We start from the raw sequence: 26158 nt of genomic DNA, 5'->3' as shown, positions 1-26158 counted from the left end.
TTTCCAAAAACATTTGGTTCATCCTCCCCGGCGGGAGAAATTTAGAGCAGTGCCAAACTCAGTGCAGGAACAAAAGTAATCACCAGCAGGGCCACGACAAACCAACCGATAAAAGGAATCACCTTTTTCCCCAGCTTCATTACCGGCTCGTCAATCAGTTTGCTGGCCACAAACAGATTAACCCCAAAAGGCGGTGTGATAAACCCAATCGCCAGGTTCACCACCATCACGATTCCAAGATGAATTTCGTCGATTCCCATGGCCTTTGAAACCGGAAGGAGCATCGGCGCCAGAATCATAATCGCCGGAGCACAGTCCATAAACATTCCCATGATCAGCAGGATGATATCCAGCAGGATCAAAAATGCGATCTTCGAGCTAACCGTCGAAGTGATGAAGTTGGACAGCTGCATCGGAACCTGCAGCAGGGTCAGCACCCGTCCCAGAACCGTAGCCAATGCCAGCATCAGACAGAGCGGCGCATAGGATTTAATCGCTTCCTGCATCAGTCCCCACAGATCCTTAAGGCGAATGGTCCGGTAGATAAAAAGCGCCACAATAATCGAGTAAAATACGGAGATGCAGGCGGCTTCCGTCGGAGTGACCACGCCGCTGTAGATCCCGCCCAGGATGATGACCGGAGTCAGCAAAGCCCAGAAACTATCCAGAAGCACGCGGCCAAAGCCCTTCCTTCTGAGATCATCCACCATCTCATTGATTTTATCCTTGTCCTCTCCATGCTTGGTGCAGTAAAAGACGGCGTAGCCCATCAGGCAGAAAGCAATGATGAATCCGGGGATAATTCCAGCGATAAACAAATTTCCAATGGAAGCGCCGGTTGCCAGCCCGTAGATAATAAAAGGAATGCTGGGAGGGATAATCACGCCCAGTCCGCCGGCTGTGCCGCAGAGAGCGCCGCAGAAAGTTTTGTCGTATCCCATTTTCAGCAGAACCGGAATCGCCATGGTGCCGACAGCCGCGCAGGTAGCCGGACCGGAGCCGGAAATCGCCCCGTAAAACAGGCAGGTGATAATCACGGTACAGGGAAGGCCCGCCTTTAATTTCCCAAAAAGGAAGGCAAATACATTGAACAACTTCTCGGAGATTCCTCCCCGCGCCATAATCACGCCGGAAAGCATAAAAAGCGGCACGGCCAGAATCGGGGTGCTGTCCGCCCCTCCGATGATACTCCGGAGCACAAACTGGATATTTGCGGCAAAGTGCGGATCAATCAGCCCCGGCATAATCGTGGAGAGCAGCATGGCCAAAGCGATCGGCACACTGATCAGCAGTCCGACAATCAATACAACTAATACAGAAACCGTCATACCGAATCCCCCTCTTTCTTTTGTCTCAGATCTTCCGCCGTCTGTTCCACCGCACGGATTGTGGCCAGAACAAAACCAACCATCAAAGCCAGATACAAAATCCAAAGCGGCATCTGCATCGCTGTTGATTTCTGCCCGGATTCAACGACCCCTTTCAAGACTCCGACTGATTCCACGGCCAGGAACCCATAGGACAAAATTCCGATGCAGTCGATCAAGAGATTCACGATCTTTTTTCCGATGCCGGGAAGCAGGTCCAACAATACTTCCACCCGGAGAGCGCACTTTTTCTTCGTGCAGTAGCCGATGCTCAGGCAGGTTGTGACGATCCAGCAGTACCGGCAGGCTTCCTCCGGCCAGGACATGGACGAAGAAAATACATAACGCATAATGACCTGGAGCATCATTATGACAGAGATCCCAATCAGAAGCAGCACCATCAGAAAATCTTCCAGATTGTCATCCAGCCACTTGATACACTTCATTCTTTTCCCTCCTCTGTTTTTCTCTTATTGTGTCTTCATTATAACGGAGGGCCTTTTTATAAACAAATATTATTATTTCTGCAAATCAATTAAAAAAATAGATGGATTTTGGTTGCGGCTGTCGCTTTTGGAAGAGAAAAGGGAGATTTTTACGTTAAAGTTAAAAAGATAACAGAAGAGAAAATGGAATCGATAAAAAATTAAAATCATTTTTTACCAATCCCATCAAAACATTGTATGAGTATAGGAAAACGATTAAAGAAACACATGGGAAATCACATAGTCCCGGAACCGTTCCGCCACCGGGGAGAGAAACGCCTTCTTTTTCCAGATCATGTACATATTTCTCTTGACGTCGGCCCCGTCAATCTCCAACGCCTTCACGTTATAGTAGGGGGCGCTGTACATCTGGGGCACTATGGAAACGCCCAGATTCCCCGCCACAATGCTGGTAATCATCACGCCGTCCACCACTTCACAGGCAATATTCGGAGTAATTTTCCCCTGTTCAAACAGCTCGTCTATGTATTTCCGGGAACCGCTGCCCGTCTCAAAGGCCACAAATTTTTCTGCCGCAATCTCCCGCAGGGAAATTCGGTTCCGCAGGGAAAACGGATGAAAGTGAGACACAATCGCCACCAGCTTGTCTTTATAAATCTTTCGGAATTCCAGGGCAGTGTCCTCCTGGTACGGCCCAAAGGCCAGGTCGCACCGGCCGTCCCGAAACGCTTCCTTGGCGTCCCCGCCGGAGTTCCGGCGAAATTCAAATTTAATCCCGCTGTTTTCCGGCTCCTCAATAAAGCCACTGACCAATTGAGACACAAAGTCGGTGTTCACCGCTCCCATATAAGCCAGTGTCACTTTTCCGCTGTCCGGCCGAAGCATTTCCTCCACCTGGCTCTTTCCCAATTCAATCTCATTGAGCGCGGCCGTGATATGCTCCAGAAAAACTTTTCCATATTTTGTCAGCCGGACATTTCGCCCTTCTTTCTCGAAAAGCGGCGCCTGAATTTCCTTTTCAATCTCCGAAATCGAATAGCTCAGGCAAGGCTGCGAGATCATCAATTCCTCCGCAGCCCTGGTAAAATGCTCTTTTTCCGCGACCACCTTAAAATAATACAGTTGTTGTAAGTTCATATTTCCTTCCATCGAACGTTTCCCAGTTTTACAAAGAAGTATAAATACTTTTTGGGTTCCGGTCAATCCCTTTTCCCCGCCTTCCTCTACAAAGAATTACCCGTTCCTGGAAATTTCATGTTATAATGTCGTTGAGCAGAATATACAAAAAACAGAATGCCACGCTGGAATCAAAGATTTTCTCCAAAGTGCAACCATCTTACTCCAGCGTCATCAAAAGAGGGCACACATGATACGTCTAACAAAACCAATCAAACGAACCGAAGCCGATGGGGATAAGATTCAGGAAATCGTCAGCCTCGCCCAGATCGGAAATTCGGAAAATTGGAAGTTTTCCCTGCACCGGCACAAAGATTTCTGCGAACTGATCTTTATTGTCAGCGGCAGAGGGGAATACACGGTAAACGAAAAAGAGTATCAGGTCCAATCAGGGGATCTCGTTCTCGTCAATCAGGGCGCCGGCCATATGCAGACCAGCAGCCCCGACGCCCCCTTGATTGCGTGGAATCTTTCCCTGCGGGTCTCCGCGCGGGGAGATCTACCAGAAAATCATCTGATTTTAGACCAGGCTCCGGCCGTAGTGTTCACCGGGCAGCATCGGGATACCATAAAACAGTGCTGCGAAGAGATCTTCCGGGAAATGTCCGAAAAGCAGGAGGGATATTGCCGGATGGCCCTGATCTGGGCGGAGCGCTATCTCCTTCTGGCCGAACGCCTGCTTCCCCAGACGCTCCTGCCTGAGAACCCCGAAGGCGGACTGGCATGGAGGGTAAAGGCTTATCTGGATGAAAATTTCAATCAAATCGTCACGTTGGACACGCTGGAAGAAATCTTTCACGTCAATAAATACCATATTGCCCATGAGCTGAAACGGGTTTATCAGATTTCTCCCATCCGCTACGCCATTGACCGCAGGCTAGGGGAGGCGCAAAATCTGCTCTGCTGTACCAAACAACCAGTCACCGAAATCGCAAAAGAGGTCGGCTACGATAATGTCCACTATTTTAACCGTCTCTTTCAAAAACGATTTGGGATGACTCCGACGGAGTTTCGCCGCCAATATATCAACATGGAATAGCCGCGCCAGCAAGATAATTCAAAAGCACCGCAAGATAGTGCCATTTTTTTCAAGGATCCTCAGGGTTTTCCAGTAAAGACCGCAAGATTGTCCAGAGCTTCCGCAAGGATGCCGAAAGAATTTTCCGCCTCCCTTTGCTATAATCAATACAATCAATATCAACCGTGCCTGCTGGGAAAAGGAACCGGCGCGGAAGAAACGAATCAGGAGGATCCCGAAAATGAAACCAGTCACCATCGGAACAGTCGGAAGCGGTTACGCCGCAGCCCTTCACGGAAACGGCTATCAGAAAATCAGCCGGATTCCTGTTCGGCTCAAAACAGTATGCGATATCGTGGAGGAGAAAGCAAAAGAAGTCCAGGAGGCTTATCACTATGAAGGCATCTGCACGGATTTTGAGACGCTTTTGGCGGATCCGGAGATCGATGTGATCGATATTGTCACGCCGCCTTTTTTGCACATGGAGATGATTGAAAAGGCATTGAAAGCCGGAAAGCATGTAATCAGTGAAAAGCCGCTGACCGGCTATTTTGGGAAGCCCGGCGACCCGGCCCCCATCGGTGATCATGTACCGAAACGTGTGATGTATCAGCACGTCCTCGGCGAGATGGACCGGCTGCGAACCGTGGTGGAAAAAAGCGACGCCAAATTCTTCTATGCAGAGAACTTCGTCTATGCGACGCCGGTTCAGCGGGCAGTGGAAATTCTCCGGCGGAAAAAAAGCAAAATTCTTTTTCTGAAAGGCGAAACCAGCCTCAAAGGCTCCAGTTCCCCAGTGGCCGGCCAGTGGAACAAGACCGGCGGCGGCACCCTGATCCGCTGCGGCACTCATCCCTTAACCGGCATCCTTTATCTAAAACAGGTGGAAGCCCAGGCCAGAGGAGAAATCATCACGGTAAAAAGCGTGACTGCTGACGCAGGCAACGCAACCGGCTGTCTGACGGAGCAGGAACACCGGCACATCAAAGCGTATCCGCAAGATGTGGAGGACTTCGCCAATGTCACACTGACCTTCTCCGACGGCACCAAAGCCGTGATCCTCTCCACCGACACTGTTCTGGGAGGAACCAAAGACTATATTGAGGTCTACTGTAACGATGCAGTGATGAACTGCAACATTACGCCGACCGATTTGATGAATACCTATCTGCCGGACGAGGAAGACCTTGAGGACTGGGAGCTTTCGGAGATGCTTCCCTCAAAACTCGGCTGGAACAAAGCGTTTGTCTCCCAGGAGATGATCCGCGGTTACACCGGGGAACTCCAGGACTTCGTCGAAGCCATCGCCTGTGGCCGGAAGGCAGTGTCCGGTTTTTCCCTAGCTTATGAGAGCATGAAGGTTCTCTACGCCGCTTATGTGTCCGCGGAGGAGGGAAGACGGTTCGATCTGTAAATGCACTGCGGGATTGTCCGCGGTTTGATTGACAATCCCGCCGGAATTTTATATGATAATGAAGATTACGAAAAGAGGAGGCGGCAGATAGATGGAAATCATCAAACCCTTTTCCGACGGTCTTCCCACATGGCTGGGAAACAGTATGGGATTAAAAAGAAAATCCTATAAGTGCATCAACCACCAGATGCTGATCCAATCCAACAGTTTTTATGTAGGAATCACCGTCTTCAATCCCGGCGAAGGCTGCATCGTCCACAACCACCTGGGCGCTGAGGAGGTGGCCTATATCATCTCCGGCGGCGGCAAGGTTTACGATGCCAGCGACCGTCTGATCGCTGATCTGGAAACCGGCGACGTAATCTTCTATCACTCCGGGGAATACCACCGGAACTTTAACGACAGAGAGGAGCCGCTGGTCATGCTGTTTGCACTTGCCCCCCACGGGGAACTGCCGAACGGCTGAAAAACCAGTTGCCTTATTTTAAAATTGAACCTAAAAAATTGTAAAATCCAGCGCTTTCACCCTTGACGAATTCCTCGGTTTCTCCTATGATATCAGAAGAGAAATAATTTTGTGCTTTCCGAAATCCAAAGCATTTCTGAAAGCACTTTTTCATTCCGGAAGAACCCCTGTGAATTCTTCCAGAATAGAACGCTCCGCAAAAGACCGCACGCAAATGCAGGTGAAGCTTGCCGCAAAACCGGCATATGCCGCGCAGAATCTCGCGAAGCGAGATTCTTATGATTGAGAGGACAGACAGATGAAGCAAATTGGATTTGACAACGAAAAGTACCTGAAAACCCAGTCCAAGCTGATCCGTGAACGAATCGAGAAATTCGGCGGCAAGCTGTACCTGGAGTTCGGCGGGAAGCTGTTTGACGACTACCACGCATCGCGGGTCCTGCCCGGATTTGAGCCGGACAGCAAAATCCGGATGCTGCTTCAGCTGAAGGAACAAGCTGAAATTGTAATCGTAATCAACGCGGGAGATATTGAAAAAAATAAAATCCGCGGAGATCTGGGCATCACCTACGATTTGGACGTGCTCCGGCTGATCGACGCTTTCCGCGGCAACGGTCTCTATGTGGGCAGCGTTGTCCTAACCTGCTACGCAGGCCAGGCGGCGGCCGACGTGTTCCAAACCAAGCTGGAAACCTTGGGAATCCGCGTGTACCGCCATTATCCGATTGAAGGCTACCCCTCCGATATTCCAAAAATCGTCAGCGATGAGGGCTACGGGAAAAATGATTATATCGAGACCAGCCGTTCTCTCGTCGTCATCACGGCCCCCGGTCCCGGCAGCGGCAAAATGGCGACCTGCCTGTCCCAGCTCTACCACGAACACAAGCGGGGAATCAAAGCCGGCTATGCCAAATTTGAGACCTTTCCGATCTGGAATCTGCCGTTAAAGCATCCGGTCAACCTCGCCTACGAGGCGGCGACCGCAGATCTCAACGACGTCAATATGCTGGACCCCTTCCATCTGGAAGCTTACCGCGAGACCGCGGTCAACTATAACCGGGACGTGGAAATCTTCCCTGTCCTGAACGCTATGTTTACCCGGATCTACGGGTATTCGCCCTATAAATCACCGACCGATATGGGCGTCAATGTGGCCGGAAGCTGTATCTTCGACGACACCGTGGTTCAAAGAGCGGCCAAAGATGAAATCATCCGGCGGTACTATGAGGCCCTCTGTGAGAGAAGGATGGGCACCGGCACCGATGAGACCGTCTACAAGATCGAACTTTTAAAGCAGCAGGCAGGCGTCACGGAAGCGGACCGTCCGGTCATTGCCGCGGCTCTGGCCAAGGAAGATCTGACCGGGGCTCCTGCCATGGCCCTGGAGCTGCCGGACGGAGAAATCGTCACCGGCAAGACCTCCTCTCTGCTGGGACCGGCTTCCGCCATGCTCTTAAACGCTCTGAAAAAGTTGGGAAATATCAACGACGAAGCACTGCTGATGTCGCCGGAGGTCATCGAACCGATTCAAGATTTGAAAATTCATCATCTGGGGAACCACAACCCGCGCCTGCACACCGATGAGGTGCTGATCGCCCTCTCCATCTGCGCCGCCTCAGATCCCCAGGCAAAAAAAGCGATTGAACAGCTCCAGAACCTCCGGGACTGCGAGGCTCACTCCACGGTAATTCTGTCCCAGGTGGACAAGAACACCTTCCGGAAACTGGGCATCCGCCTAACCTGCGAGCCCAAGCATCAGACGAAAAAGCTGTATCACAAATAGTCCGCAGATCCAGAAATTAAAAGCACCTGCCGTCAGACCGGATGTTCCCGGTGCGGCAGGTGTTTTTCTGTGTTCCAGCCCTCTTTTTATACAGGGTGATAAAAAGCTTCCGCTGCGCTCCGCAAGGATCAAAGCGGTGGGGTCGCGCTCCCGCCTGAACTTACGGGGACTGTAAAACAGCGCCGACAGCCACGCTTCCGCCGCGCACAATCTCCGCGCGTCCGGGAAAATTCTTTTTTAAAAGGCAGATCAAGCCATCGTTGCCTTCCTCTGTCTGAAGGCTTTCCAGCAAAACCGTTTGAAAATCATAATCCAAAATTTTCACCGGGTAAACCTGGGCGATCCGAAAAAGGTCCCGGATCTCGTTCTCCGAACAGGAATGGATTTTCACAAACATCAGCTCCTTCCGGTGCACCGGCTCCTCGGTCAGATCCAGCACTTTGATCACCTCAACCGCCCGGTTCAGCTGTTTTTTCACCTGTTCAAAAGTCCGGTCGTCGCTGGTCAGGCTGATGGTCATCCGGGAAATGGTCTCATCCTCCGTCGGGCCGACGGTCAAACTGTTTAAATTATAGGCTTTTCCGGCGAACAGCCCAGAGATCCGAGCCAAGACCCCCACTTCATTTTCCACAAAAAGGCAGACCCATCTCTTCTTCATCTCTCTCCCTCCTCTGAGCCTAAAATCATTTGATCCAGACATTTCCCCGGCGGCACAATCGGCAGGACATTTTCTTCCCTTTGAATCACAAATTCCAGAACCGTGGGAACCATTTTTTCCTCTCTTGCCCTCCGGAGCGCCGGCTCCACCTCCTCCATGCGGGTCACCCGGATCGCTTTTGCCCCATAGCTTTCCGCCAGCCGGATAAAATCCGGGAGGTATGGAGGACACTTTTTCCCTGGGGCATCGCAGACCGGCGGACAGCTTTTCCGGCGGCGCATACAGGTCCCGGAATAATGCCGGTCATAAAACATTTCCTGCCACTGGCGCACATTGCCCAGATATCCGTTGTTAAAAATGCACACAATAACCGGCAGCTCATACAACACGGCGGTGGCAAGCTCCTGGATATTCATCTGAACCCCGCCGTCCCCGCAGACCGCGATCACATCCTTCTTTGGATTTCCAAGCTTTGCTCCGATCGCTGCCGGAAGGCCGTACCCCATGGTCCCCAGCCCGCCGGAAGTAAGCATCTGCTTCTCCTCCCCCAGATCCAAAAACTGAGCGGCCCACATCTGGTTTTGTCCCACATCTGTGGTGATCACCGCCCGGTCAAAAACCTGATTGATTTTCTCCAGGATTGCCTGGGGGTTGATCTCCGGATTCTTCACGGACACCGGGTATTCCTCCCGGAGCTGCCGGAGGCGTCCCGCCCACTCTTCTACCGGCAGCGGCTCCGCCTGATCAAGCAAAGCTTCGATTGCGTTCTTCGCGTCTGCAACGATTGGGACGTCCACCGCGATATTCCGGGAGATGGAGGCCGGATCCACATCGATATGGACAATGGACGCATTCGGGGCAAACGTCCCTGCCCTCCCGGTGATCCGGTCGTTGAACCGCGTGCCGATGGAGAACAGAACATCGCAGTTGCTGACCGCCTGATTGGCCGCATAGCTTCCGTGAATGCCGAGGTTTCCGATATAGAGGGGATGTCCGGTGGGAATCGTTCCTTTTCCCATGATGGTGGTGACAACGGGAACCCCGGTCTTTTCCGAAAGCCTCGTCATCTCCCTTCCGGCGTGGGCGATTAAGACCCCGCCCCCCACCAGAAAAAGAGGCCGTTTGGCTCCTCTCAAAAGCTCCAGAGCCTTTTTCACCTGCCCAGGGTGAACGGCAAGATTCGGTTTGTAGCCGCGGATCCGGACCTGATCCGGATACCCGTCATCCCCCCGCGCCTGCTGGATATCCTTGGGCAGATCGACCACCACCACGCCCGGCCGGCCGGTCCGCGCAAGGGTGAACGCCTTTTTGATAATCGGTCCCAGATCCTCCCTTTTCCGGACCGTCACCGCATATTTGCAGATGCTTCTGGTGATTCCCACAATATCCACCTCCTGAAAGGCATCGTTTCCGATCAGGGAAGTCGGTACCTGCCCTGTAAAACACACCAGAGGGACGCTGTCATAATTTGCCGTTGCAATGCCCGTCACCAGGTTGGTGGCTCCGGGGCCGCTGGTCACCAGGCAGACGCCAACCTTGCCGGTGGACCGCGCATAGCCGTCCGCTGCGTGGATCAGTCCCTGTTCGTGCCGGGGCAAAACCACATTCAGTCCCTGGACACCGTATAAGGCATGAAATAAATCAATCGCCTGACCGCCCGGATAGGCGAATAAGGTATCCACTCCCTCCGCCAACAACGCTTTTACCAATAATTCCGATCCTAACATCTCCATCTTCCCCTCTCTTGAATGCGTGTGCTTGCTTGCATATCATTGATTTTTTTCCGGTACAGCCAAAAAGCCGTACCGGAACACTTAATCCTGCAAAATCCCGTGAAGAAAAACCTTGGCGCTCTCCCGGATATACTCCTCCTGCCCGACGCCGGTCAGCCGCTCTCCAAACGAAGCCTTCAAAAACGTATATCCGAAGGTAGCGGAAAAAAAGGTCATTGCCAGCGGCTCCCAGTCACGGTGAGGGAGCTTTCCTTTCTCCTCCATCTGATTTAGGTAGTCCGTCAGAGAGCGGAGAAATGCCTGGGGCACCTTCATAATCATGGACACCGTCTCCTCATAAAGCTGCGGAGCTCGGAGTCCGATGGACAGATTGACAAAATCCGGCGTGATCCTCCGCATATATTCCCGCATGAACATCGGAAGATCCGCTTCCAGATCCCATTCCACTTTTTGGAAGATATCCGGCGTAACATTGCCGCGCCACTTTTCCTGCTCCATCCCGTGGAGCACGATATCCTTTTTATTCTGAAATTTCCGGAACAGCGTGCATTCATTGACTCCAGCCAGCCGGGCGATATCCTTTGTAGTTGTGGCGACATATCCTTTGTCCCGGACCATGGCCATCGTGGCGTCAATGATTTTCTGGCTGGTCTCGTCCATGTCTCTCCTCCGTTTGCAAGTGATTACTTGCATCCATTTTACCGAACACGGTAGGTTCTGTCAAGTTCTTTCTTCCCCGCCCGATGGGTTTCCCCGTCAGGTAATCCGGTAATTCTTCCACTTCCCGCTCCGATACCGGAACACCACCAGCAGGCAGGCGATGATCCACGCCGGAGGCATGCTGACATAGATGCAGCGGAAGCTGACGGCGGTCCCGGCCAGCAGATAGGACAGGGCCAGGCGGACACCCAGATTGACAAAACCGGAGGCCGCCGGGATCTTCACGTCCCCGGCCCCCTGCAAAAAGCCGCAGGTAATATTCGAGATGGTGCTGACCCAGATAAACAGCATCAGAAGATCCAGATGTTCCTTGCCACGCCGCATGGACTCTCCGGCAATATTGAACATGCCCAAAAGATTTTGGTCCAGCAAAATGACGAGGGCCGCAATCATTACACTGATCAGAACTCCCATCCGGACCGTGGCGCGGTATCCGTTTTTCACCCGCTCCAACTTTTTCGCCCCAATATTCTGGCCGATAAAGCTGGCAATCGCCACGTTAAAGCTGTTGGCCGGAATATGGGCAATCTGCTCGATCCGCTGCATGGCCGCGTACCCTTCGATACTTGCCGACCCGAAGGAATTGACCAGACGCTGGAGGACGATAAAGCCCAGAGCGCTGATCATCGACTGGAAAATAATCGGCACGCTGAGCCGGCTAATCAAAAGGGCCCTCGGCTTCCAGGCATAGAGATACTTCCGGCTTGGAACCAGATCGGGGTACAGTTTATACAGATAAATCAGGCTGGCGATCGCAGAACCTGCCTGGGCGATCACAGTGGCAACCGCAGCCCCCGCCACTCCCCAGTGGAATACAATGACAAAGAGGCAGTCCAGCGCTACATTTAAGATCGAGGAAATCAGCAGAAAAATCAAAGCCCCTTTGGAATCCCCGTGAGCCCGCAGAATCCCGTATGTCACATTGTATAGAAGCTGAAAGATGATTCCGCTGCTGTAAATCAGATAATAAGTCAGGCTGTCCCCGCGCATTTCTTCCGGAGTCTGAAGAAACCCGAAGATCAGCGGCTTTGCGATCAAAAAGCAGGCCAAGGTGATGGCCAGGCTCAGCCCGATCGCCACCAGAAAGACCGAGGCGATCACTTCGCGGATCTCCTTCTCCTTCTTTGCCCCAAAATACTGGGACACTGCAATGCTGGTCCCGGAGCCGAGCCCGGTGCAAAATGTCACCAAAAGCCAGGTCATGGAGCTGGTCAGCCCAATCGCCCCCAAAGCAGTGGCGCTGACAAAGTTGCCCACGATCACACTGTCGACAAAGTTATAAAGGACTTGCAGCAGACTGGCACCCATCATTGGAAGGGAGAAGACCAGAACCGTCTTCCATTCCTGCCCGACCGTCATATCTTTTTTCATCCGAATCTCCCCTTAACACATCTTTCTCGCTACGAAAGGCTTCCGCCTCCATCGTAACTCATACCGGAAAGGTTTGTGATATGGAAGGCTTTCCCGACTGCGCTCAAACATGCTTCCCGCAGTGTCTCGGAAAGAGTGGGATGAGGATAAATCACATCCGTCACCTCTTCCACCTTCATACGGCGGGTTACGGCCAGCGCCGCCTCGCCGATCAGCGTGGAGGCTTCCTGTCCCACCATATGAATTCCCAGGATTTCCTGATTTTCCTGGTTAATCACTACTTTGACAAAACCGTAGGATCCGTCGATAAACGCTTTTCCATTGGCGCTGAACGGAAAACGGCCGACTGCGACCGGATAACCGGCCAAAACAGCCTCCTTTTCACTGTACCCCATCACCGCCACTTCTGGCAGAGAAAAGATACAGTGGGGAATTTCATGCCTGGTCAGCTTCAGTTTCTTCGGCTTTCCCGTCATCAACTGCTCCGCCAGCAGTTCCCCCTGGCGGGAGGCCGCATGGGCCAGCATGTGATCCCCGATGACATCGCCGATCGCATAAATCCCCTTGGCGGCAGTCTCCAGGTTTTCATTCACGATCAAAAATCCATCCTTGATTCCGGCGCCGGTGCGCTGCAAATCAAGCCCTTCCGTATTTCCCTGCCTGCCGGCGGCCAAAAGAACCATCTCCGCCAAAGCTTCCTCCAGGTGGCCGTTCTCATCGCGGATCAGCACACGGCAGCGCTTTGCGCTCCCGGACACCTTCTCGATCCGGGACGAAAGATAAATCTTGACCCCCTGTTTTTCCAATTCCCTCCGGAGGTAATTGACAACCTCCTCGTCCATACCCGGCAGAAGGGTGTTTTCCCTCTCCACCAACGTGACATTGACGCCAAAGGTATTGTAGATGGCCGCGATTTCTACTCCGACCGCGCCGCCCCCGACAATGATAATCCGTCCGGGCAGCCTCTCCATATTCAAAATTTCTTCCGCCGCCATTACCGTCGGGTTCCCCTCCACCGGAAACGGCGCCGCCTTCGAGCGGGATCCGGTGGCAACGATAAAAGCGTCCGCCTCAAGGATCCGCTGCTCCGTCTCCCCAGATATCCTCACATGTCCGGAGTCCAAAAAAGAAGCGTTCCCCCGCACCAGCTCCACATTCCCCGATTTGAGGAGGTAATGAACGCTGTCCGCCAGCACATGCACCAGCATCTCCTTCCTCCGAAGGATCGCCGGGACATCATAGGAAACTCTCCCGACATGAACGCCGAAGGTAGCGGCGTTCTGCGCCCATTCCACCATCTGGCGGCTCCGGTACAGGGTCTTGGTCGGGATACATCCTTTTTGCAGACAGGTGCCGCCAATGCCGCCCTTTTCGATCAGGGTTACCTTTGCACCGTATCTGGCGGCGCTTAAGGCTGCGATATAGCCGCCCGGCCCTGCGCCGATAATTCCGATTCTCATTTTCTCCGCATCAAGCTTCGATTCACCCATCAGCAAATCTCTCCCTCACTACAGGGGCTGCCTCATGCTTCCCCCTATTATAACACAGGAAGGGGCAGTTGCAGAAGACCTTTTTGCAACAACCCCCTCCCAGGCTCATTCCGATCTCTCCCAAAGATCATTTCAAACGGAACGGATCCGCTGCATCCGCTCTTATTTCAGCGCTTCCAGCTTTTTGATGTACTCTTCCGGGAACTGGAATTCTTTTGCTCCGGCCAACATATGTCCGATATAAGCCTCGCTCGGCTTGGAATCGCCGGTCGGATGCTTGATCGAATGGGAAACTGTCGCATAAGGCTTGCCGTTGCTTCCCATCACAGCACGGTATTCTCTCGTATAGCGGCCTTCCGCAATATTCACCAGCTGATCCAGATTCAACAGATCCTCTTCCGCCACTTTCCAGACCGTGCCATAAAGCAGCTCGCCCGGAGCCTTGGTCAGACAGCAGCCGCCGCCGAAGGGATTTCCCTTATCGTCCTCATAGGACACAAAGCGTACTTTGTGATCTTCGCAGGTCGCCGTGGTGATAAATTCGGCGTCCGGCATAAATTTCTTCACCAGTGCGGAGTCCAGCCATTCACAGTAAATAAACAGATAATTTAAACGTGCCATCGTATTCTCCTCCTATCTCTCAGCCGCGGATTTTCCAGGTCTTCCCGGATTCGGGTTCGGGCGGTCCATTCTAGGGCCATCCGGCGCATCCGTGTAGGTTTCCAGGTACTTTTTCATGTATTCATAGCCGAATTCCTGCTCATTCAGACCAGCCACGCAGTTATCCCAGTAAAAGTACGGAGCCTTCATCGGCTGTCCGGGATCGCTGAGGGTGTAGGTCCAGCAGTTGTAGTAGGTTCCATCCTCGCCGCGCACCGTAAGTGCCGGGCAGCAGAAATCGTCGAACTGCTCTCCATAATACTTGGCAGGCACTTCACAAATGATTCCTTCGCAGACTTCGCCCCAGGAGTCCACATCGTTGTCCAGATGGCACCAGCCGCGGTCGCCGCGTTTGCTGGCATCCATCCATTTCACGCTGTAATTGGTTGCGTAGCCCTTCTGAATGATCTTCGCTTCAGGCCAATACCGGTGCAGCTCGTCGGAATTCATCCACGTACACCATCCAAAGTAGTAGGTTGTTTCTTGCATCTGCGTTTCCTCCTTTTTTAATACAAAGTCAAAGTTACTAATCTTCTTTGTGATTTATCACTCTGAATTTTTGTTACTTTTATGATATCGCTTTGTTGTTAGTTTTTTATAACGGACTTTTGTCCGTTTTGTGAAATTACAACTGGGTGCACCCAGCGCCCTTTTTTCACTCGGTTCAGACAGAGAAGTCCTTTCACCACCTGATCCATCGCCATGCCCAGCCAAACTCCGGTCAGTCCCATCGAGAGCGGGAAAGCCAGGACCGGCGCCACCGGTATGCGGATCAGCCACATTCCAATCAGGCTGACGTATGTGGGATACCGGACATCTCCGGCCCCGCGCAGAACGCCCGACGACACCAGGTAAGCGCAGAGGAACGGTTCCGACACGGCTACGATCCGCAGCATCTTTGCCGCCAGGCGCGCCGTCTCCTCGCTGTCGGTAAACAGCCCGGAGAGCAGTCCGGCTCCGGCAAAGATAGCCGCCGCGGTCAGGCAGGAAAATAAAAATCCAACCGCCACCGCCACCTTCCCATAGGAAAGCGCGCTTTCCTCCTCCTCCGCCCCCACCGACTGGCCGACCAACGCCGTCGCCGCATAGGAAATCCCGTGGGCAGGAAGGTAACAAAGGGATTCGGCGGTCACGCTGATCTGGTTGGCCGCAAGGGAAACGGTCCCCAATCCGGCCACCACCCGCGTCATTACCAGCTGGCCGCTGCTCATGGCCAGCCGTTCCAGCGCCAGAGGAAGTCCCAGATGGACTGCCTCCCGCACCACGGTTTTATTGGGCCGGAATGATTCGTTCCCATGGACCGCATAACCGTCTTTCTGGAAAAACAGGCCGCCGGCCAGGATCAGGCAGGACGCTGCCAGGGAAATTCCCGTGGCAAGCGAAGCTCCTGTCACTCCCAGCCCCGCGCCGGGAATCACGATGGTTCTTCCCAGGAACACGGCAGACCGGGTTTCAAATATGAAAAAGAAATTCAGGATCACATTCATCAAGTTGGCGCCTACATTGACCCAGAGCGGGAATTTGGTATTCCCCATGCACCGGTGGATGGCAGAAAAAACTGCCGTCCCCACCACAAAAATCTGGGAAAGCATATAGACTCTCAAGTAGCCGCAGGCATCCGGCAGGATTTCCTCCGCGCCCCCGAGGAGGGATGGAATCACGGAAGAAAGCGAGGTTCCCACCACGGTAAAGACACCGCCCACAGCCAGCACACCCGTCACAGCCTGACGAATCACCAGCCGGGTCCTTTCCTTGTCTTTGGCGCCTACCCCATAGGCCGCCTGAACCGAGTATCCGGTGGATACCCCCATCACCAGGCCGTTGATGACCCAGGTGACCGGAATATTGATCGCAACCGCCGCCGTCGCCTGATATCCCAGACTTCCCACCATAGCCGTGTCCACGTAATTCACCGCAGTCAGCAAAAGCTGCTCTAAGATCGCCGGCCAGGCCAGGAGACACAAGGTGATAAAATAAGAATCCTTTTTCTCGGCCTTCTTCATTATTGATACAGCACACAGGCCACGCAGTGGCCGTCCCCCTGATCCACCAGGGGAACATTGCGTTCCCGGCATTCTTTTTTCGCATGGGGACAGCGGACGGAGAACCGGCAGCCGGGCTTCGGGTTGATGGGACTCGACACCTCGCCCTTGATCACCTTTTTCAGCTTATCCTCTTCCTTTAAGCTCGGAAGCGGGATCGCATCCAAAAGCGCCTGTGTATAGGGATGTTTCGGATTCCGGAACAGTTCTTTCGACGTTGCTTTTTCCACGCACTGTCCCAGATACATCACGGCAATATCGTCGCTGATATGTTTCACCACGCTGAGATCGTGAGTGATGAACATATAGGTCAGTTTTCTCTCTTCCTGCAAATCCATCATCAGGTTCAAAATCTGTGCCTGAATCGAGACGTCCAGAGCGGATACCGGCTCGTCGCACACGATAAACTCCGGATCCGTGGCCAGCGCTCTGGCCACGCCGATTCTCTGGCGGCGTCCTCCGTCCAGCTCGTGGGGATAGGTGTTGACAAACCGCTCGGCCAGGCCGACCGTTTTCATCAGCTCGTTCACCTTGTTGTTGATTTCGTTTTTATCCGTCAGCGTCCGGCAGACCTTGATCGGTTCGGCAATAATTTCACTGACGGTCATCCGGGGATTCAGGGAGGCGTAGGGATCCTGAAAGATGATCTGCATCCTCTTTCGCATCTCTTTCATCTGATGCTTGTTAAATTTCAGCAGGTCCTCTCCGCCGTAAATCACCTCGCCGGAAGTCGCCTCGGTCAGCCGGAGAATCGTGCGCCCCAGAGTGGATTTCCCGCAGCCGGATTCGCCGACCACCCCCAGGGTACGCCCCTGTTTGATCAGGAAGCTGACGTCGTCCACTGCATGGAGAGCGCCTTTCGGCGTGCGGAAATATTTTTTCAGATTCTTCACCTGAATCAACGGTACACTTCCAGTCGGGCTCATGCTTCTGCCTCCTTTCCCGCACCAAAACGGTTGCAGCGGATCATATGGGTGCCAACCACGTATTCTTCCGGTTCTTCTTCCCGGCACCGATCCATGCAGTATTTACACCGGTCCGCAAACGCACAGCCGGGAATCTTTTTCGTGGGGTCCGGCATCATACCTGGGATCGGGCTGAGGCGGTTTGTCTCCTTGGTCAGATCCGGGATCGAGCCGAACAGGCCCACCGTATACGGATGATGATTCTCCCCCTCAAAGATATCTTTGATCGCTCCGATCTCGATGATCCGTCCGGCGTACATGATTGCCACCCGGTCGCAGGTCTGGGCCACGACGCCCAGATCATGGGTGATCAATATCATCGCCGTGTTCAGTTTTTCCTTCAATTCTTTCATCATTTCCAGAACCTGCGCCTGAATCGTCACATCTAACGCCGTGGTCGGCTCGTCGGCCAGGAGAAGGCGCGGTTCACAGGCAAGGCCGATGGCGATCACCACACGCTGTTTCATCCCGCCGGAGAACTGGTGCGGAAAGTCACTCTTCCGGTCCTTGCTGATGCCGACCAGCTTCAGGATCTCATCCACCCGCTTATCAATATGGGCCCGGTTGGTATCCTTGCTGTGAAGCTCCAAAACCTCGGCGATCTGATCGCCGATCCGGATCACCGGGTTCAGGCTGGTCATTGGATCCTGAAAGATCATGGAGATGTCCGCGCCGCGGATCCGGCGCATCTCCGGCTCGGATGCCTTGGTCAGCTCTTTGCCGTCCAGCTTGATGCTGCCCTTGGTAATCTCTCCCACCTTGGAGGGCAAAAGTTTCAAAATACTGAGGGCGGTGGTGGTTTTCCCCGCTCCGGTCTCGCCGACCAGCCCTAGGGTCTCGCCTTTATTCATGCTCAAGGACAAGCCGTTCACCGCATAAACCTCCGCCTCGTCGGTCCGATATCTCACATGGAGGTCTTCGATCTCCAACAATTTCTCACTCATTTTATTCCCCCCTTAGTTCTTCAACTTCGGATCCAGCGCGTCCCGAAGGCCATCGCCGATCAGGTTCATGGCGATAACCGAAACCAGAATCGCAATACCGGGAATCGTACACAGGTAAGGATAGTACCGCATCTGGCTCTTATTCTCGGAAAGGATCGTGCCCCACTCCGGCTGTGGAGTCGGTACGCCCAACCCGATAAAGCTCAGGGAGGAAATGGCCAAGATCGTCATCGCCATGGTAATCGTTGCCTGGACAATGATCGGCCCCATTACGTTGGGAAGCACATGGCGGTAAATGATCCGGCCGTCGCCGGTGCCGCAGGCTCTGGCCGCCTCTATGTATTCCTCCTGTTTCAGGGAAAGCACGGAGGAGCGGACAATCCGGACAAATTTCGGCACCGTGGAAGCACTCATGGCGATCAGCAGGTTGAATGCTCCCTGTCCCAGCGCGGCCACGATACAGATTGCCATCAAAATCTGGGGAATCGCCAGCAGCACGTCCATCAACCGCATCACAATATTATCCAGCTTTCCTCCGACATAGCCGCAGACCGCGCCAATCAGCGCTCCGAAAATCAGGGAGATGATGATGGATCCGACGCCGAGGGCCAGGGAATACCGGGCGCCCCAGATGATGCGGGCAAACATGTCGCGGCCGTACTCATCGGTTCCAAACCAGTGCGCACCGCTCATCGGAGCCAGACGCTCCATCAGATTCTGTTCCACCACCTTCTCGTAAGGAACAATCAAGGGAGCACAGATTGCGACCAGAATCAATACCACCAGCAAAATCAATCCGGCCACAGCCAGTTTGTTCTTTTTATAGCGGAACCAGATGGCTTTGATCTGGCTTCTCTTTTTTACCGTATCGGTTGAAGCGGTTTTTGCTGCCATCTTTATTCCTCCTCTCCTTTGATCTTCTTCGGCGTGACATACTGAGAGCGAAGACGGGGGTCAATGTAGGCATAAAGGACATCCACCAACAGGTTCACCACACCGATACAGGTCGCTACGAACAGGATGGATCCCATGACCAAAGGGACGTCCCGGCTCTTCACCGCATTGACCAGCAGATAGCCGACGCCGTAGATTCCAAAGACGGTTTCCGTGACCAGAGCGCCGCCCATCAGCAGGCCGAAGTTCAGGCCGACCAGAGTGACGACCGGCAGCAGTGCATTCCGCAGCGCGTGTTTCATGACGACCCGCTTCTCCGTGGCTCCCTTGGCGCGGGCGGTCCTAATATAATCGGAACGGATCACTTCCAGCATGGTGGAGCGTGTGGTGCGGACCAGGGAGGCCATCATGCTGGCCATGCAGGTCACCGCCGGCAGCACCCAGTGTTTCCAGGTTCCCATCCCGTCGGTCGGGAAGGTGGCGGGAAACCATTTGAGGTCCAGGGCGAACTTCTGCAATAGCATCAGGCCCAGCCAGAACAGCGGCATGGAGGTTAGAATCAGCATCGCCGCCGTGCTGAGATTATCCCAGATGCTGTACTGCTTCACCGCCGATATGATACCGATGGGGAGCCCCAAAAGCAACATCAAGCCCACCGAGAGCACCGCCATCATCAGCGTCTTTGGAATCGTCCGGGCCAGCTCTGCGCTGACCGGCGTATTGTAATTCCAGGACTGGCCCAGGTCGCCGGTGAGGACTCCTTTGATATAATTGAAGTATCTGGTTAGGAATGGATCATTCAGTCCCAATTCTTCCCGTTTGGCTTCATATGCCTGGGCGTCCGCGCCGTTTCCGAGGATATTCATAACCGGGTCGCCCGGCGTGAAGGACAGAATGGCAAAAACGATGAAGGAAATTCCGAACACAATCGGAATCAGAATCAGAAGTCTTTTGACAATGTATTTTAGCATTCTTCCACCTATCTTTCTTCAATCGAATCGGTTTTGTAAGCTGGTTTCAGTGAAAAGCACACCGTCCAAATTCCAGGGGAGTCATCCGGACGGTGTGCCTTCTAAGCTTACAAACTACCTGGCCTTATTCTTCCCAAGTCCATTCACTGATGTTCCAGGCAAATACAGGGCTGGCTTCCACGTTCTTCAGATTCTTGTTCGCTGCAATGATCGCCGCATAGTTGCACAGAGGAATCATGAAAACTTCATCGTGGAAAATCTGCTGCGCCTTGGAATAGATCTCAGATCTCTTTGTCAGATCGGTCTCTCCGCGGCCCTGATCCAGCAGCGAATCCAGTTCCGGAATGCTGATGTTTACGTAATTTCTCTTCTGATTGGTGTAGTACAGAGGGTACAAAGCCTGATCCGCATCGGGAACATAAATGCAGAGATTCATCACGCCCAGGGAGAAATCATGGGCCGCAACGTCGGACCAGTAGGTATCTACTTCCGTCACAGTGACCTGGATGCCGATCTTTGCCAGCTGAGCCTGGATCACCGTACTCGGTTTTTTGTATGTATTAGAACTGGTGGTCTTCATCTCGATGGAGAAACCATCCGGATATCCGGCTTCCGCCAGCAGGGCTTTCGCCTTCTCCAGATCCATCTCATAATCCGCCGGGGGCGCGGCATATCCGACAGCCGACTCCGGAATCGGGGAATGAAGCACTTGGCCGACGCCGTCGGTGGTGGCGATGGCGATCTCTTCCTTGTTCAGAGCATAGGCGATTGCCTGGCGCACCTTCGGGTTCTGCAGGTGCTCGTCGGCTTCGTTTAACATCAGCCAAATCAGATAAGGGGTATCGGCGTTCTCATACCAAACCAGATCTTCATTGTTCTCAATGGCCATCTTGTCGCTCGAAGGGGCGTGGGACAGAGCGTCAATCTCGCCGGCTTCCAGCGCCACCAAAGCGGCGTTGGCATCACTCATAATCTTTACGGTAACTTTGTCGAAAGCAGGTTTGCCTTCAAAATACTTCTCATTGGCGGCCATCGTGTAGCTCTCGCCGCTGACCTTCTCCACAAACTGGAAGGGGCCGGTGCCGTTGGGCTCGATGTCACCGTACACATCGCGGCTCTGGGCGTTGCCGCTGCTGTCCCACTTGTCTCCCATTTTCTCCAGGACGTAGGACTTGTCGAGAATCCCCATCAGAGTAAAGGAAAGGGATTCCAGAGCAGCCGCGTAGACATCGGTGTAGTGCATGATAACCGTGGTGTCTCCTTTGGCTTCCGCATGATCAAAGAAGACCAGATAATCCTTGGTGTAGGTCTCGTTCTTGTGCCATTCGTTCATGGTCCAAACGACATCCTCAGCCGTCAGTTTATCTCCGTTGTGGAAATAGACGTCATCTCTCAGCTCAAAGGTGTAGGTCAGCTTATCATCCGACACGGTCCAGCTTTTCGCCAGCTCCGGCTCCAGTTCGCCGGTAGTATAGTTCTTTTTCAGCAGACGGTTGTAAAACTGGTTGTTCATGATAATGGTTCCCTGATCGTTCTCGCCGCCGGGCCAGATACTGGTGATGCCTCTGGTGATGCCGACGACCAGATCCGTCTTCCCGCTTGCTGTCTGGCCTCCTGAGGTTTCTCCCGAAGTTGCTCCTCCCCCGCCGCCGGTGGCAGCCGCCGTTGCATTCGTTTCACCGCCTCCGCAGCCGGCCATCGAAAGCACCATCACCGCAGCGAGCAGCATGCTCATGAGTTTCCTGCATTTCTTCATAATGTGTCCCCTTTCTGAAGATTATTTTGAGTGTTCCTCCCCTGTTTGATAAAAATAGCAAGTGAATCCCAAGTAATTTGACAAGAACGCAGTCTAAACTGTCTTCCAGCTTTGTTTTCCTTTTCCTTATATCTGAAATTCTAGTACATTGTTTTCATAAATTTATTGCGGAGTTTTGACAGAGTTGTGAATTTTGTCTATTCCTGTTTTTATCTATTTTTATCCGAATAATCTAAGGAATCTCAACAATTATAGACATGAAAAAGAAGGCAAGCGATACTTGCCGTTGAAAAGAAATTTTTATAGGGGGAATTCGTGGAAAGAGCCGCCTTATTCTGGGCGGTTTTCTCCGAATTCCCACCTTTTAAGGTTCACAACTCCTTCTCGGTCCCCTCATGCAGAACGCAGGCCACATGATGTCCGGGCGCCACTTCCTTTAAGGGAATGGCTTCGCCGGCGCAGCGGCCGGAAGCATAGGGACATCGCGCCGCAAAACGGCAGCCCGGCTTGGGATCGATCGGGCTTGTCACCTCTCCCTCGATGATGGTCCGATCTTTATTTCGGTTTTTCAGGCTGGCCACCGGGATCGCATCCAACAGTGCTTTGGTGTAGGGATGCAGCGGATGCTCAAAAAGTTCATCCGACGGCGCCCGCTCCACGCACTGTCCCAGATACATCACCGCGATTTCATTGCTGATATGCTTCACCACGCTGAGATCATGGGTGATAAACATATAAGTGTATCCATGCTCCTCCTGCAAATCCATCAGAAGATTTAAAATCTGGGCTTGAATCGAAACATCCAGGGCGGATACCGGCTCGTCACAGACAATAAATTCCGGATTCAGAGCCAGCGCGCGGGCCACTCCGATTCTCTGGCGGCGGCCCCCGTCCAACTCGTGGGGGTAGGCGTTGATCATCCGTTTTGCCAGGCCCACCGTAGCCATTAATTTTTCCACTCTTTCGTTGACTTCGGACCGGGGAATCTTCGGCTCATTGACGAGGATCGGATCCGCGATGATTTCACTGACGCTCATCCTCGGATTAAGGGACGCATAGGGATCCTGAAAAATCATCTGCATCTTTTTCCGCATCTGCTGCCGCTCCGGCTCCTTCGGGTCCAAGATATTTTTTCCGTGAAACAGCACCTCGCCGGAGGTGGCCGGGATCAAATTCAGGATGGTCCGGCCCAACGTGGATTTGCCGCAGCCGGATTCCCCGACGACCCCCAAAGTGCTTCCTTTTGCGATGGTCAGATCCACATCGTCGACGGCGTGGAGGTTGCCGCGGGCGGTCTGGAAGTATTTTTTCAAGCTCTTGGCCTCGATTAGAATTTCTCTCATTTGCCTGCCTCCTCTCCGCCTTTCGCATCCTGATACAGATGGCATTTGATCATATGGCTTCCCTGCCGTACTTCATTCGGTTTCTGCTGCTTACAGATATCTTTGGCCTTCGGACAGCGGGGCCAGAAAGGGCATCCGGGCGGAAGATCCGCCGGATTCGGCATCATTCCGTTGATCGGGGACAGGCGGCGGGTCTTTTTGCTCATATCCGGGATGGAGCCAAACAGTCCGACCGTGTAGGGATGATGTTCCGTCCCTTCAAAGATCTCTTCCACAGCTCCGCTCTCCACGATCTCCCCCGCATACATAATCGCAACGCTGTCGCAGTTCTCGGCCACCACGCCCAGATCATGGGTAATCAAAATCATGGCCGTGTTCAATTTGTTCTTCAGCTCCCGCATCATATTCAGCACCTGAGCCTGGATCGTCACGTCGAGAGCCGTGGTCGGCTCGTCGGCGAGGAGCAGCTTCGGCTCACAGGCCAGGGCAATCGCGATCACAACCCGCTGCTTCATGCCGCCGGAGAGCTGATGGGGATAATCTTCCTTCCTCTCCAGACTGATTCCCACCAGTTTCAAAAGGGTGTCCACCCGCTCGATGACTTCCTTTTTCCCCAGATCCTTGCGGTGGATTTTCAGCACTTCCTCGATCTGCTTTCCGATCTTGATGGTGCTGTTCAGGCTGGTCATTGGATCCTGGAAGATCATGGATATCTTATCTCCGCGAATCTTCCGCATTTCTTTCTCGGACACTTTTGTAAGATCCATCCCGTCCAATAAAATGCTTCCCTTATCGATGGAGCCGAATTTAAACGGCAACAGCCGCAGAATGCTGAGCGCCGTCGTTGTCTTTCCGGCGCCGGTCTCGCCGACCAGCCCCAAAGTCTCTCCTTTTTTCACGGAAAGGTTCAGGCCGTTGACCGCATAGACCGTCTCATCAGCGGTATGATAGGACACATGCAAATCCTGTATTGTTAAAAACTCTTCCATGTTCGGCATTCTCCTTTCCTAATTCTTCAGCTTCGGATCCAGAGCGTCCCGCAGGCCGTCGCCGATCAGATTCATTGCAATAACCGAAAGCAGGATGGCAATACCGGGAATCGTACAGAGATACGGATACAGCCGCATATTCGTCTTGTTCTCGGAAAGAATGGTTCCCCACTCCGGCGTCGGAGCCGGAATACCAAGCCCGATAAAACTCAGTGAGGAAATCGTCAGGACTGCCTGGGCCATCGAAAGGCTGGCCTGCACAATCAAGGGCCCCAGGGAATTGGGCCAGATCTGTTTCATGATCAGTCTCCGGTCGCGGGAACCGTAGGAACGGGCCGCCTCCACATACTCTTCTTCCCGGATTCCCATAATGATGGAGCGGACCACACGGGAGAACGTCGGGATCTGGGAGATACTCATGGCAATCAAAAGCTTGGTGGTACCGGCGCCCAGAGCCGCCACGATCGTGATAGCCATCAAAGTTCCGGGGATCGCCATGATCACATCGATGATCCGCATGATCACGGAATCAATTTTTCCGCCGTAAAAACCGGCGATGGAACCGATCACGGAGCCGATGGTCAGGGAAATCAGAATGGCTCCGATCCCGATGCTGAGGGAATACCGGGCCCCCCAGACCACGCGGGCAAACATATCCCGCCCGTAGGCGTCGGTGCCGAACCAGTGCTCTGCTCCGGGTTTGATAAACCTCTGGGTCAGATCCTGCTTGATCACCTGCTCATAGTCCGCAATAAAAGGCGCGCAGACCGCAAGGATCAACAAAATGCAGAGCAGAATCAAGCCTGCCACAGCCATTTTATTTCTTCGGAAGCGAAGCCACACAGAATAGATCTGGCTGCGTTTTTTATACTTATTTTTCGACGCCTTCTCCTTCATGCCGCCTTTGCCTCCCTTCTCTTTTTCATTTTCACATATTGAGATTTCAAACGGGGGTTGATGTACACATACAGGACGTCCACGGCCAGATTCACCAGGCCGATGGTGGTCGCGATGAAGATGATGCAGCCCATGGCCATCGGCGCGTCCTTGGTGCGGACCGATGTGATCAGCAGATTCCCAACGCCGGATACGCTGAACACCTGCTCTGTGATGACGGCTCCGCCCATCAAAACATTAAAGTTAATGCCGACCAAAGTCACCACCGGCATCAGCGCATTCCTCAGAGCGTGATAGGCGATGACCCGGAATTCCGTAGCCCCTTTGGCGCGGGCGGTGCGTATGCAGTCGGACCGGATCACTTCCAGCATGTTGGAGCGGGTAGTCCGAACCAGGGAAGCGGTCAGGTTGGCGGCGCACATAAAGACCGGGAGGACCCAATGTTTCCAGGTCACGACACCTGTGGCCGGCATCGATGCCGGCAGCCATCCCAGCTCCAGAGAAAACTTCAGCATCATCATCAGAGCCAGCCAGAACGTGGGGATGGAAGTCAATAGCAGGGCGATAAACAGCATCAGATTATCCAGGATGCTGTACTGTTTGACCGCCGAGATAATGCCCATGGGAATGCCCAAAATCAGCATGACCAGCACCGACATGGCAGCCAGCTTCAGTGTATTCGGCACACGGGTCGAAAGCTCCTGGGTCACGGCCGTGCCGTAACGCCAGCTGGTGCCGAAATCGCCGTGGAGAATGTCGCCCAGGTAGCGGACATAGCGGACCAGAAACGGGTCATCCAGCCTCCACTCGGCCCGCACCGCCTCCAGAGACTCCTCCGTGGCATTGAAGCCCAGCAAAAGTTTCGCCGGATCACCGGGCGTATAGTTTAGAATAGCAAAGACGATCAGCGTGATTCCCAGAATGATTGGAATCATGATCAAAAGTCGTTTCCCGATATATTTCAGCATAGCAATCCTCCTAGCGCGGGTGAAAAAAGGCCGCAGAGAAGTCCCTAAGATGTCCTTAACCGTATACCGGTTCCTCTCTGCGGCCGC

The 26158-nt window shown here is 53.4% G+C and carries 24 protein-coding genes; 4 read left to right on the top strand and 20 right to left on the bottom strand.

The features are described 5' to 3' along the window. Positions 1–41: 41 nt before the first annotated feature. The 3 genes from MUB23_RS01070 to MUB23_RS01060 form a co-directional block, all read right to left on the bottom strand. The gene (locus tag MUB23_RS01070) at positions 42–1328 is read right to left on the bottom strand and encodes a TRAP transporter large permease (protein WP_244798339.1); all 1287 of its coding nucleotides are present in this window, start codon (positions 1326–1328) and stop codon (positions 42–44) included. Next, a complete protein-coding gene (locus MUB23_RS01065; protein ID WP_244798338.1) occupies positions 1325–1813 on the bottom strand; it encodes a TRAP transporter small permease in 489 nt (162 codons plus the stop codon). The genes MUB23_RS01070 and MUB23_RS01065 overlap by 4 nt, the downstream gene beginning before the upstream one ends. A gap of 255 nt (positions 1814–2068) precedes the next feature. Continuing rightward, complete coding sequence (locus MUB23_RS01060) at positions 2069–2950, bottom strand: LysR family transcriptional regulator (RefSeq protein WP_244798337.1); 882 nt, start codon at positions 2948–2950, stop codon at positions 2069–2071. 229 nt (positions 2951–3179) lie between these two features. Here MUB23_RS01060 and MUB23_RS01055 point away from each other — a divergent pair, with 229 nt between their 5' ends. The 4 genes from MUB23_RS01055 to MUB23_RS01040 all read left to right on the top strand — a co-directional run bounded on the left by MUB23_RS01055 (position 3180) and on the right by MUB23_RS01040 (position 7670). Beyond that, positions 3180–4028 carry an AraC family transcriptional regulator gene (locus tag MUB23_RS01055; protein WP_244798336.1) on the top strand — a complete coding sequence of 283 codons (849 nt, stop codon included), beginning with the start codon at positions 3180–3182 and terminating at the stop codon, positions 4026–4028. Between the two features lie 220 nt (positions 4029–4248). After that, a complete protein-coding gene (locus MUB23_RS01050; RefSeq protein WP_244798335.1) occupies positions 4249–5421 on the top strand; it encodes a Gfo/Idh/MocA family protein in 1173 nt (390 codons plus the stop codon). Positions 5422–5512: 91 nt separating this feature from the next. Further along, positions 5513–5887, top strand: a complete 375-nt coding sequence (locus MUB23_RS01045; protein ID WP_244798334.1) for a cupin domain-containing protein — start codon at positions 5513–5515, stop codon at positions 5885–5887. Between the two features lie 298 nt (positions 5888–6185). Then, positions 6186–7670 carry a DUF1846 domain-containing protein gene (locus MUB23_RS01040; RefSeq protein ID WP_244798333.1) on the top strand — a complete coding sequence of 495 codons (1485 nt, stop codon included), beginning with the start codon at positions 6186–6188 and terminating at the stop codon, positions 7668–7670. Positions 7671–7830: 160 nt separating this feature from the next. Here MUB23_RS01040 and ilvN read toward each other — a convergent pair whose 3' ends face one another. The 17 genes from ilvN to MUB23_RS00955 form a co-directional block, all read right to left on the bottom strand. Further along, on the bottom strand, positions 7831–8328 hold the full coding sequence (gene ilvN, locus MUB23_RS01035) for an acetolactate synthase small subunit (protein ID WP_244798332.1): 498 nt from the start codon (positions 8326–8328) through the stop codon (positions 7831–7833). Next, positions 8325–10061: a biosynthetic-type acetolactate synthase large subunit gene (gene ilvB, locus MUB23_RS01030; protein ID WP_244798331.1), complete on the bottom strand. Its 1737-nt coding sequence runs from the start codon at positions 10059–10061 to the stop codon at positions 8325–8327. Before ilvB ends, ilvN begins: the two co-directional genes overlap by 4 nt. Before the next feature lie 81 nt (positions 10062–10142). Next, positions 10143–10721: a TetR/AcrR family transcriptional regulator gene (locus MUB23_RS01025; protein WP_244798330.1), complete on the bottom strand. Its 579-nt coding sequence runs from the start codon at positions 10719–10721 to the stop codon at positions 10143–10145. A 96-nt stretch (positions 10722–10817) separates the two neighbouring features. Continuing rightward, positions 10818–12152, bottom strand: coding sequence for an MATE family efflux transporter (locus tag MUB23_RS01020; protein WP_244798329.1), 1335 nt, complete (start codon positions 12150–12152; stop codon positions 10818–10820). A gap of 29 nt (positions 12153–12181) precedes the next feature. Beyond that, positions 12182–13642, bottom strand: coding sequence for a dihydrolipoyl dehydrogenase (lpdA, locus tag MUB23_RS01015; RefSeq protein ID WP_244798328.1), 1461 nt, complete (start codon positions 13640–13642; stop codon positions 12182–12184). A 162-nt stretch (positions 13643–13804) separates the two neighbouring features. Continuing rightward, the gene (locus MUB23_RS01010) at positions 13805–14263 is read right to left on the bottom strand and encodes a gamma-glutamylcyclotransferase (RefSeq protein WP_244798327.1); all 459 of its coding nucleotides are present in this window, start codon (positions 14261–14263) and stop codon (positions 13805–13807) included. A gap of 12 nt (positions 14264–14275) precedes the next feature. Continuing rightward, on the bottom strand, positions 14276–14791 hold the full coding sequence (locus MUB23_RS01005) for a hypothetical protein (protein ID WP_244798326.1): 516 nt from the start codon (positions 14789–14791) through the stop codon (positions 14276–14278). Between the two features lie 98 nt (positions 14792–14889). Further along, on the bottom strand, positions 14890–16305 hold the full coding sequence (locus MUB23_RS01000; RefSeq protein WP_244798325.1) for an MATE family efflux transporter: 1416 nt from the start codon (positions 16303–16305) through the stop codon (positions 14890–14892). Continuing rightward, the gene (locus MUB23_RS00995) at positions 16305–17270 is read right to left on the bottom strand and encodes an ABC transporter ATP-binding protein (protein ID WP_244798324.1); all 966 of its coding nucleotides are present in this window, start codon (positions 17268–17270) and stop codon (positions 16305–16307) included. Before MUB23_RS00995 ends, MUB23_RS01000 begins: the two co-directional genes overlap by 1 nt. Beyond that, positions 17267–18253 carry an ABC transporter ATP-binding protein gene (locus MUB23_RS00990; protein ID WP_244798323.1) on the bottom strand — a complete coding sequence of 329 codons (987 nt, stop codon included), beginning with the start codon at positions 18251–18253 and terminating at the stop codon, positions 17267–17269. Before MUB23_RS00990 ends, MUB23_RS00995 begins: the two co-directional genes overlap by 4 nt. 12 nt (positions 18254–18265) lie before the next feature. Continuing rightward, positions 18266–19147 carry an ABC transporter permease gene (locus MUB23_RS00985; protein ID WP_244798322.1) on the bottom strand — a complete coding sequence of 294 codons (882 nt, stop codon included), beginning with the start codon at positions 19145–19147 and terminating at the stop codon, positions 18266–18268. 2 nt (positions 19148–19149) lie between these two features. After that, positions 19150–20118 carry an ABC transporter permease gene (locus MUB23_RS00980; RefSeq protein WP_244798321.1) on the bottom strand — a complete coding sequence of 323 codons (969 nt, stop codon included), beginning with the start codon at positions 20116–20118 and terminating at the stop codon, positions 19150–19152. A gap of 124 nt (positions 20119–20242) precedes the next feature. Next, positions 20243–21874, bottom strand: a complete 1632-nt coding sequence (locus MUB23_RS00975) for an ABC transporter substrate-binding protein (protein WP_244798320.1) — start codon at positions 21872–21874, stop codon at positions 20243–20245. A 371-nt stretch (positions 21875–22245) separates the two neighbouring features. Next, positions 22246–23217 carry an ABC transporter ATP-binding protein gene (locus tag MUB23_RS00970; RefSeq protein ID WP_244798319.1) on the bottom strand — a complete coding sequence of 324 codons (972 nt, stop codon included), beginning with the start codon at positions 23215–23217 and terminating at the stop codon, positions 22246–22248. After that, entirely contained in the window at positions 23214–24215 is a 1002-nt protein-coding gene (locus MUB23_RS00965; protein WP_280515589.1) for an ABC transporter ATP-binding protein, read from the bottom strand. Before MUB23_RS00965 ends, MUB23_RS00970 begins: the two co-directional genes overlap by 4 nt. Before the next feature lie 9 nt (positions 24216–24224). Next, complete coding sequence (locus tag MUB23_RS00960; RefSeq protein ID WP_244798317.1) at positions 24225–25103, bottom strand: ABC transporter permease; 879 nt, start codon at positions 25101–25103, stop codon at positions 24225–24227. Next, a complete protein-coding gene (locus MUB23_RS00955; RefSeq protein ID WP_244798316.1) occupies positions 25100–26071 on the bottom strand; it encodes an ABC transporter permease in 972 nt (323 codons plus the stop codon). Before MUB23_RS00955 ends, MUB23_RS00960 begins: the two co-directional genes overlap by 4 nt. Between the last annotated feature and the right edge of the window lie 87 nt (positions 26072–26158).

The organism is Cuneatibacter sp. NSJ-177, from assembly GCF_022867805.1.
Taxonomy (GTDB): domain Bacteria; phylum Bacillota; class Clostridia; order Lachnospirales; family Lachnospiraceae; genus Pseudolachnospira.
The sequence above is the reverse complement of the archived record's forward strand: the minus strand, read 5'-3'. Positions and strand labels throughout refer to the sequence as shown.

Coding starts and splice junctions, on each gene's coding strand:
- MUB23_RS01070 (WP_244798339.1), bottom strand. CDS start 1,328: ATGACGGTTTCTGTATTAGTTGTATTGATTGTCGGACTGCTGATCAGT.
- MUB23_RS01065 (WP_244798338.1), bottom strand. CDS start 1,813: ATGAAGTGTATCAAGTGGCTGGATGACAATCTGGAAGATTTTCTGATG.
- MUB23_RS01060 (WP_244798337.1), bottom strand. CDS start 2,950: ATGAACTTACAACAACTGTATTATTTTAAGGTGGTCGCGGAAAAAGAG.
- MUB23_RS01055 (WP_244798336.1), top strand. CDS start 3,180: ATGATACGTCTAACAAAACCAATCAAACGAACCGAAGCCGATGGGGAT.
- MUB23_RS01050 (WP_244798335.1), top strand. CDS start 4,249: ATGAAACCAGTCACCATCGGAACAGTCGGAAGCGGTTACGCCGCAGCC.
- MUB23_RS01045 (WP_244798334.1), top strand. CDS start 5,513: ATGGAAATCATCAAACCCTTTTCCGACGGTCTTCCCACATGGCTGGGA.
- MUB23_RS01040 (WP_244798333.1), top strand. CDS start 6,186: ATGAAGCAAATTGGATTTGACAACGAAAAGTACCTGAAAACCCAGTCC.
- ilvN (WP_244798332.1), bottom strand. CDS start 8,328: ATGAAGAAGAGATGGGTCTGCCTTTTTGTGGAAAATGAAGTGGGGGTC.
- ilvB (WP_244798331.1), bottom strand. CDS start 10,061: ATGGAGATGTTAGGATCGGAATTATTGGTAAAAGCGTTGTTGGCGGAG.
- MUB23_RS01025 (WP_244798330.1), bottom strand. CDS start 10,721: ATGGACGAGACCAGCCAGAAAATCATTGACGCCACGATGGCCATGGTC.
- MUB23_RS01020 (WP_244798329.1), bottom strand. CDS start 12,152: ATGAAAAAAGATATGACGGTCGGGCAGGAATGGAAGACGGTTCTGGTC.
- lpdA (WP_244798328.1), bottom strand. CDS start 13,642: ATGGGTGAATCGAAGCTTGATGCGGAGAAAATGAGAATCGGAATTATC.
- MUB23_RS01010 (WP_244798327.1), bottom strand. CDS start 14,263: ATGGCACGTTTAAATTATCTGTTTATTTACTGTGAATGGCTGGACTCC.
- MUB23_RS01005 (WP_244798326.1), bottom strand. CDS start 14,791: ATGCAAGAAACAACCTACTACTTTGGATGGTGTACGTGGATGAATTCC.
- MUB23_RS01000 (WP_244798325.1), bottom strand. CDS start 16,305: ATGAAGAAGGCCGAGAAAAAGGATTCTTATTTTATCACCTTGTGTCTC.
- MUB23_RS00995 (WP_244798324.1), bottom strand. CDS start 17,270: ATGAGCCCGACTGGAAGTGTACCGTTGATTCAGGTGAAGAATCTGAAA.
- MUB23_RS00990 (WP_244798323.1), bottom strand. CDS start 18,253: ATGAGTGAGAAATTGTTGGAGATCGAAGACCTCCATGTGAGATATCGG.
- MUB23_RS00985 (WP_244798322.1), bottom strand. CDS start 19,147: ATGGCAGCAAAAACCGCTTCAACCGATACGGTAAAAAAGAGAAGCCAG.
- MUB23_RS00980 (WP_244798321.1), bottom strand. CDS start 20,118: ATGCTAAAATACATTGTCAAAAGACTTCTGATTCTGATTCCGATTGTG.
- MUB23_RS00975 (WP_244798320.1), bottom strand. CDS start 21,874: ATGAAGAAATGCAGGAAACTCATGAGCATGCTGCTCGCTGCGGTGATG.
- MUB23_RS00970 (WP_244798319.1), bottom strand. CDS start 23,217: ATGAGAGAAATTCTAATCGAGGCCAAGAGCTTGAAAAAATACTTCCAG.
- MUB23_RS00965 (WP_280515589.1), bottom strand. CDS start 24,215: ATGCCGAACATGGAAGAGTTTTTAACAATACAGGATTTGCATGTGTCC.
- MUB23_RS00960 (WP_244798317.1), bottom strand. CDS start 25,103: ATGAAGGAGAAGGCGTCGAAAAATAAGTATAAAAAACGCAGCCAGATC.
- MUB23_RS00955 (WP_244798316.1), bottom strand. CDS start 26,071: ATGCTGAAATATATCGGGAAACGACTTTTGATCATGATTCCAATCATT.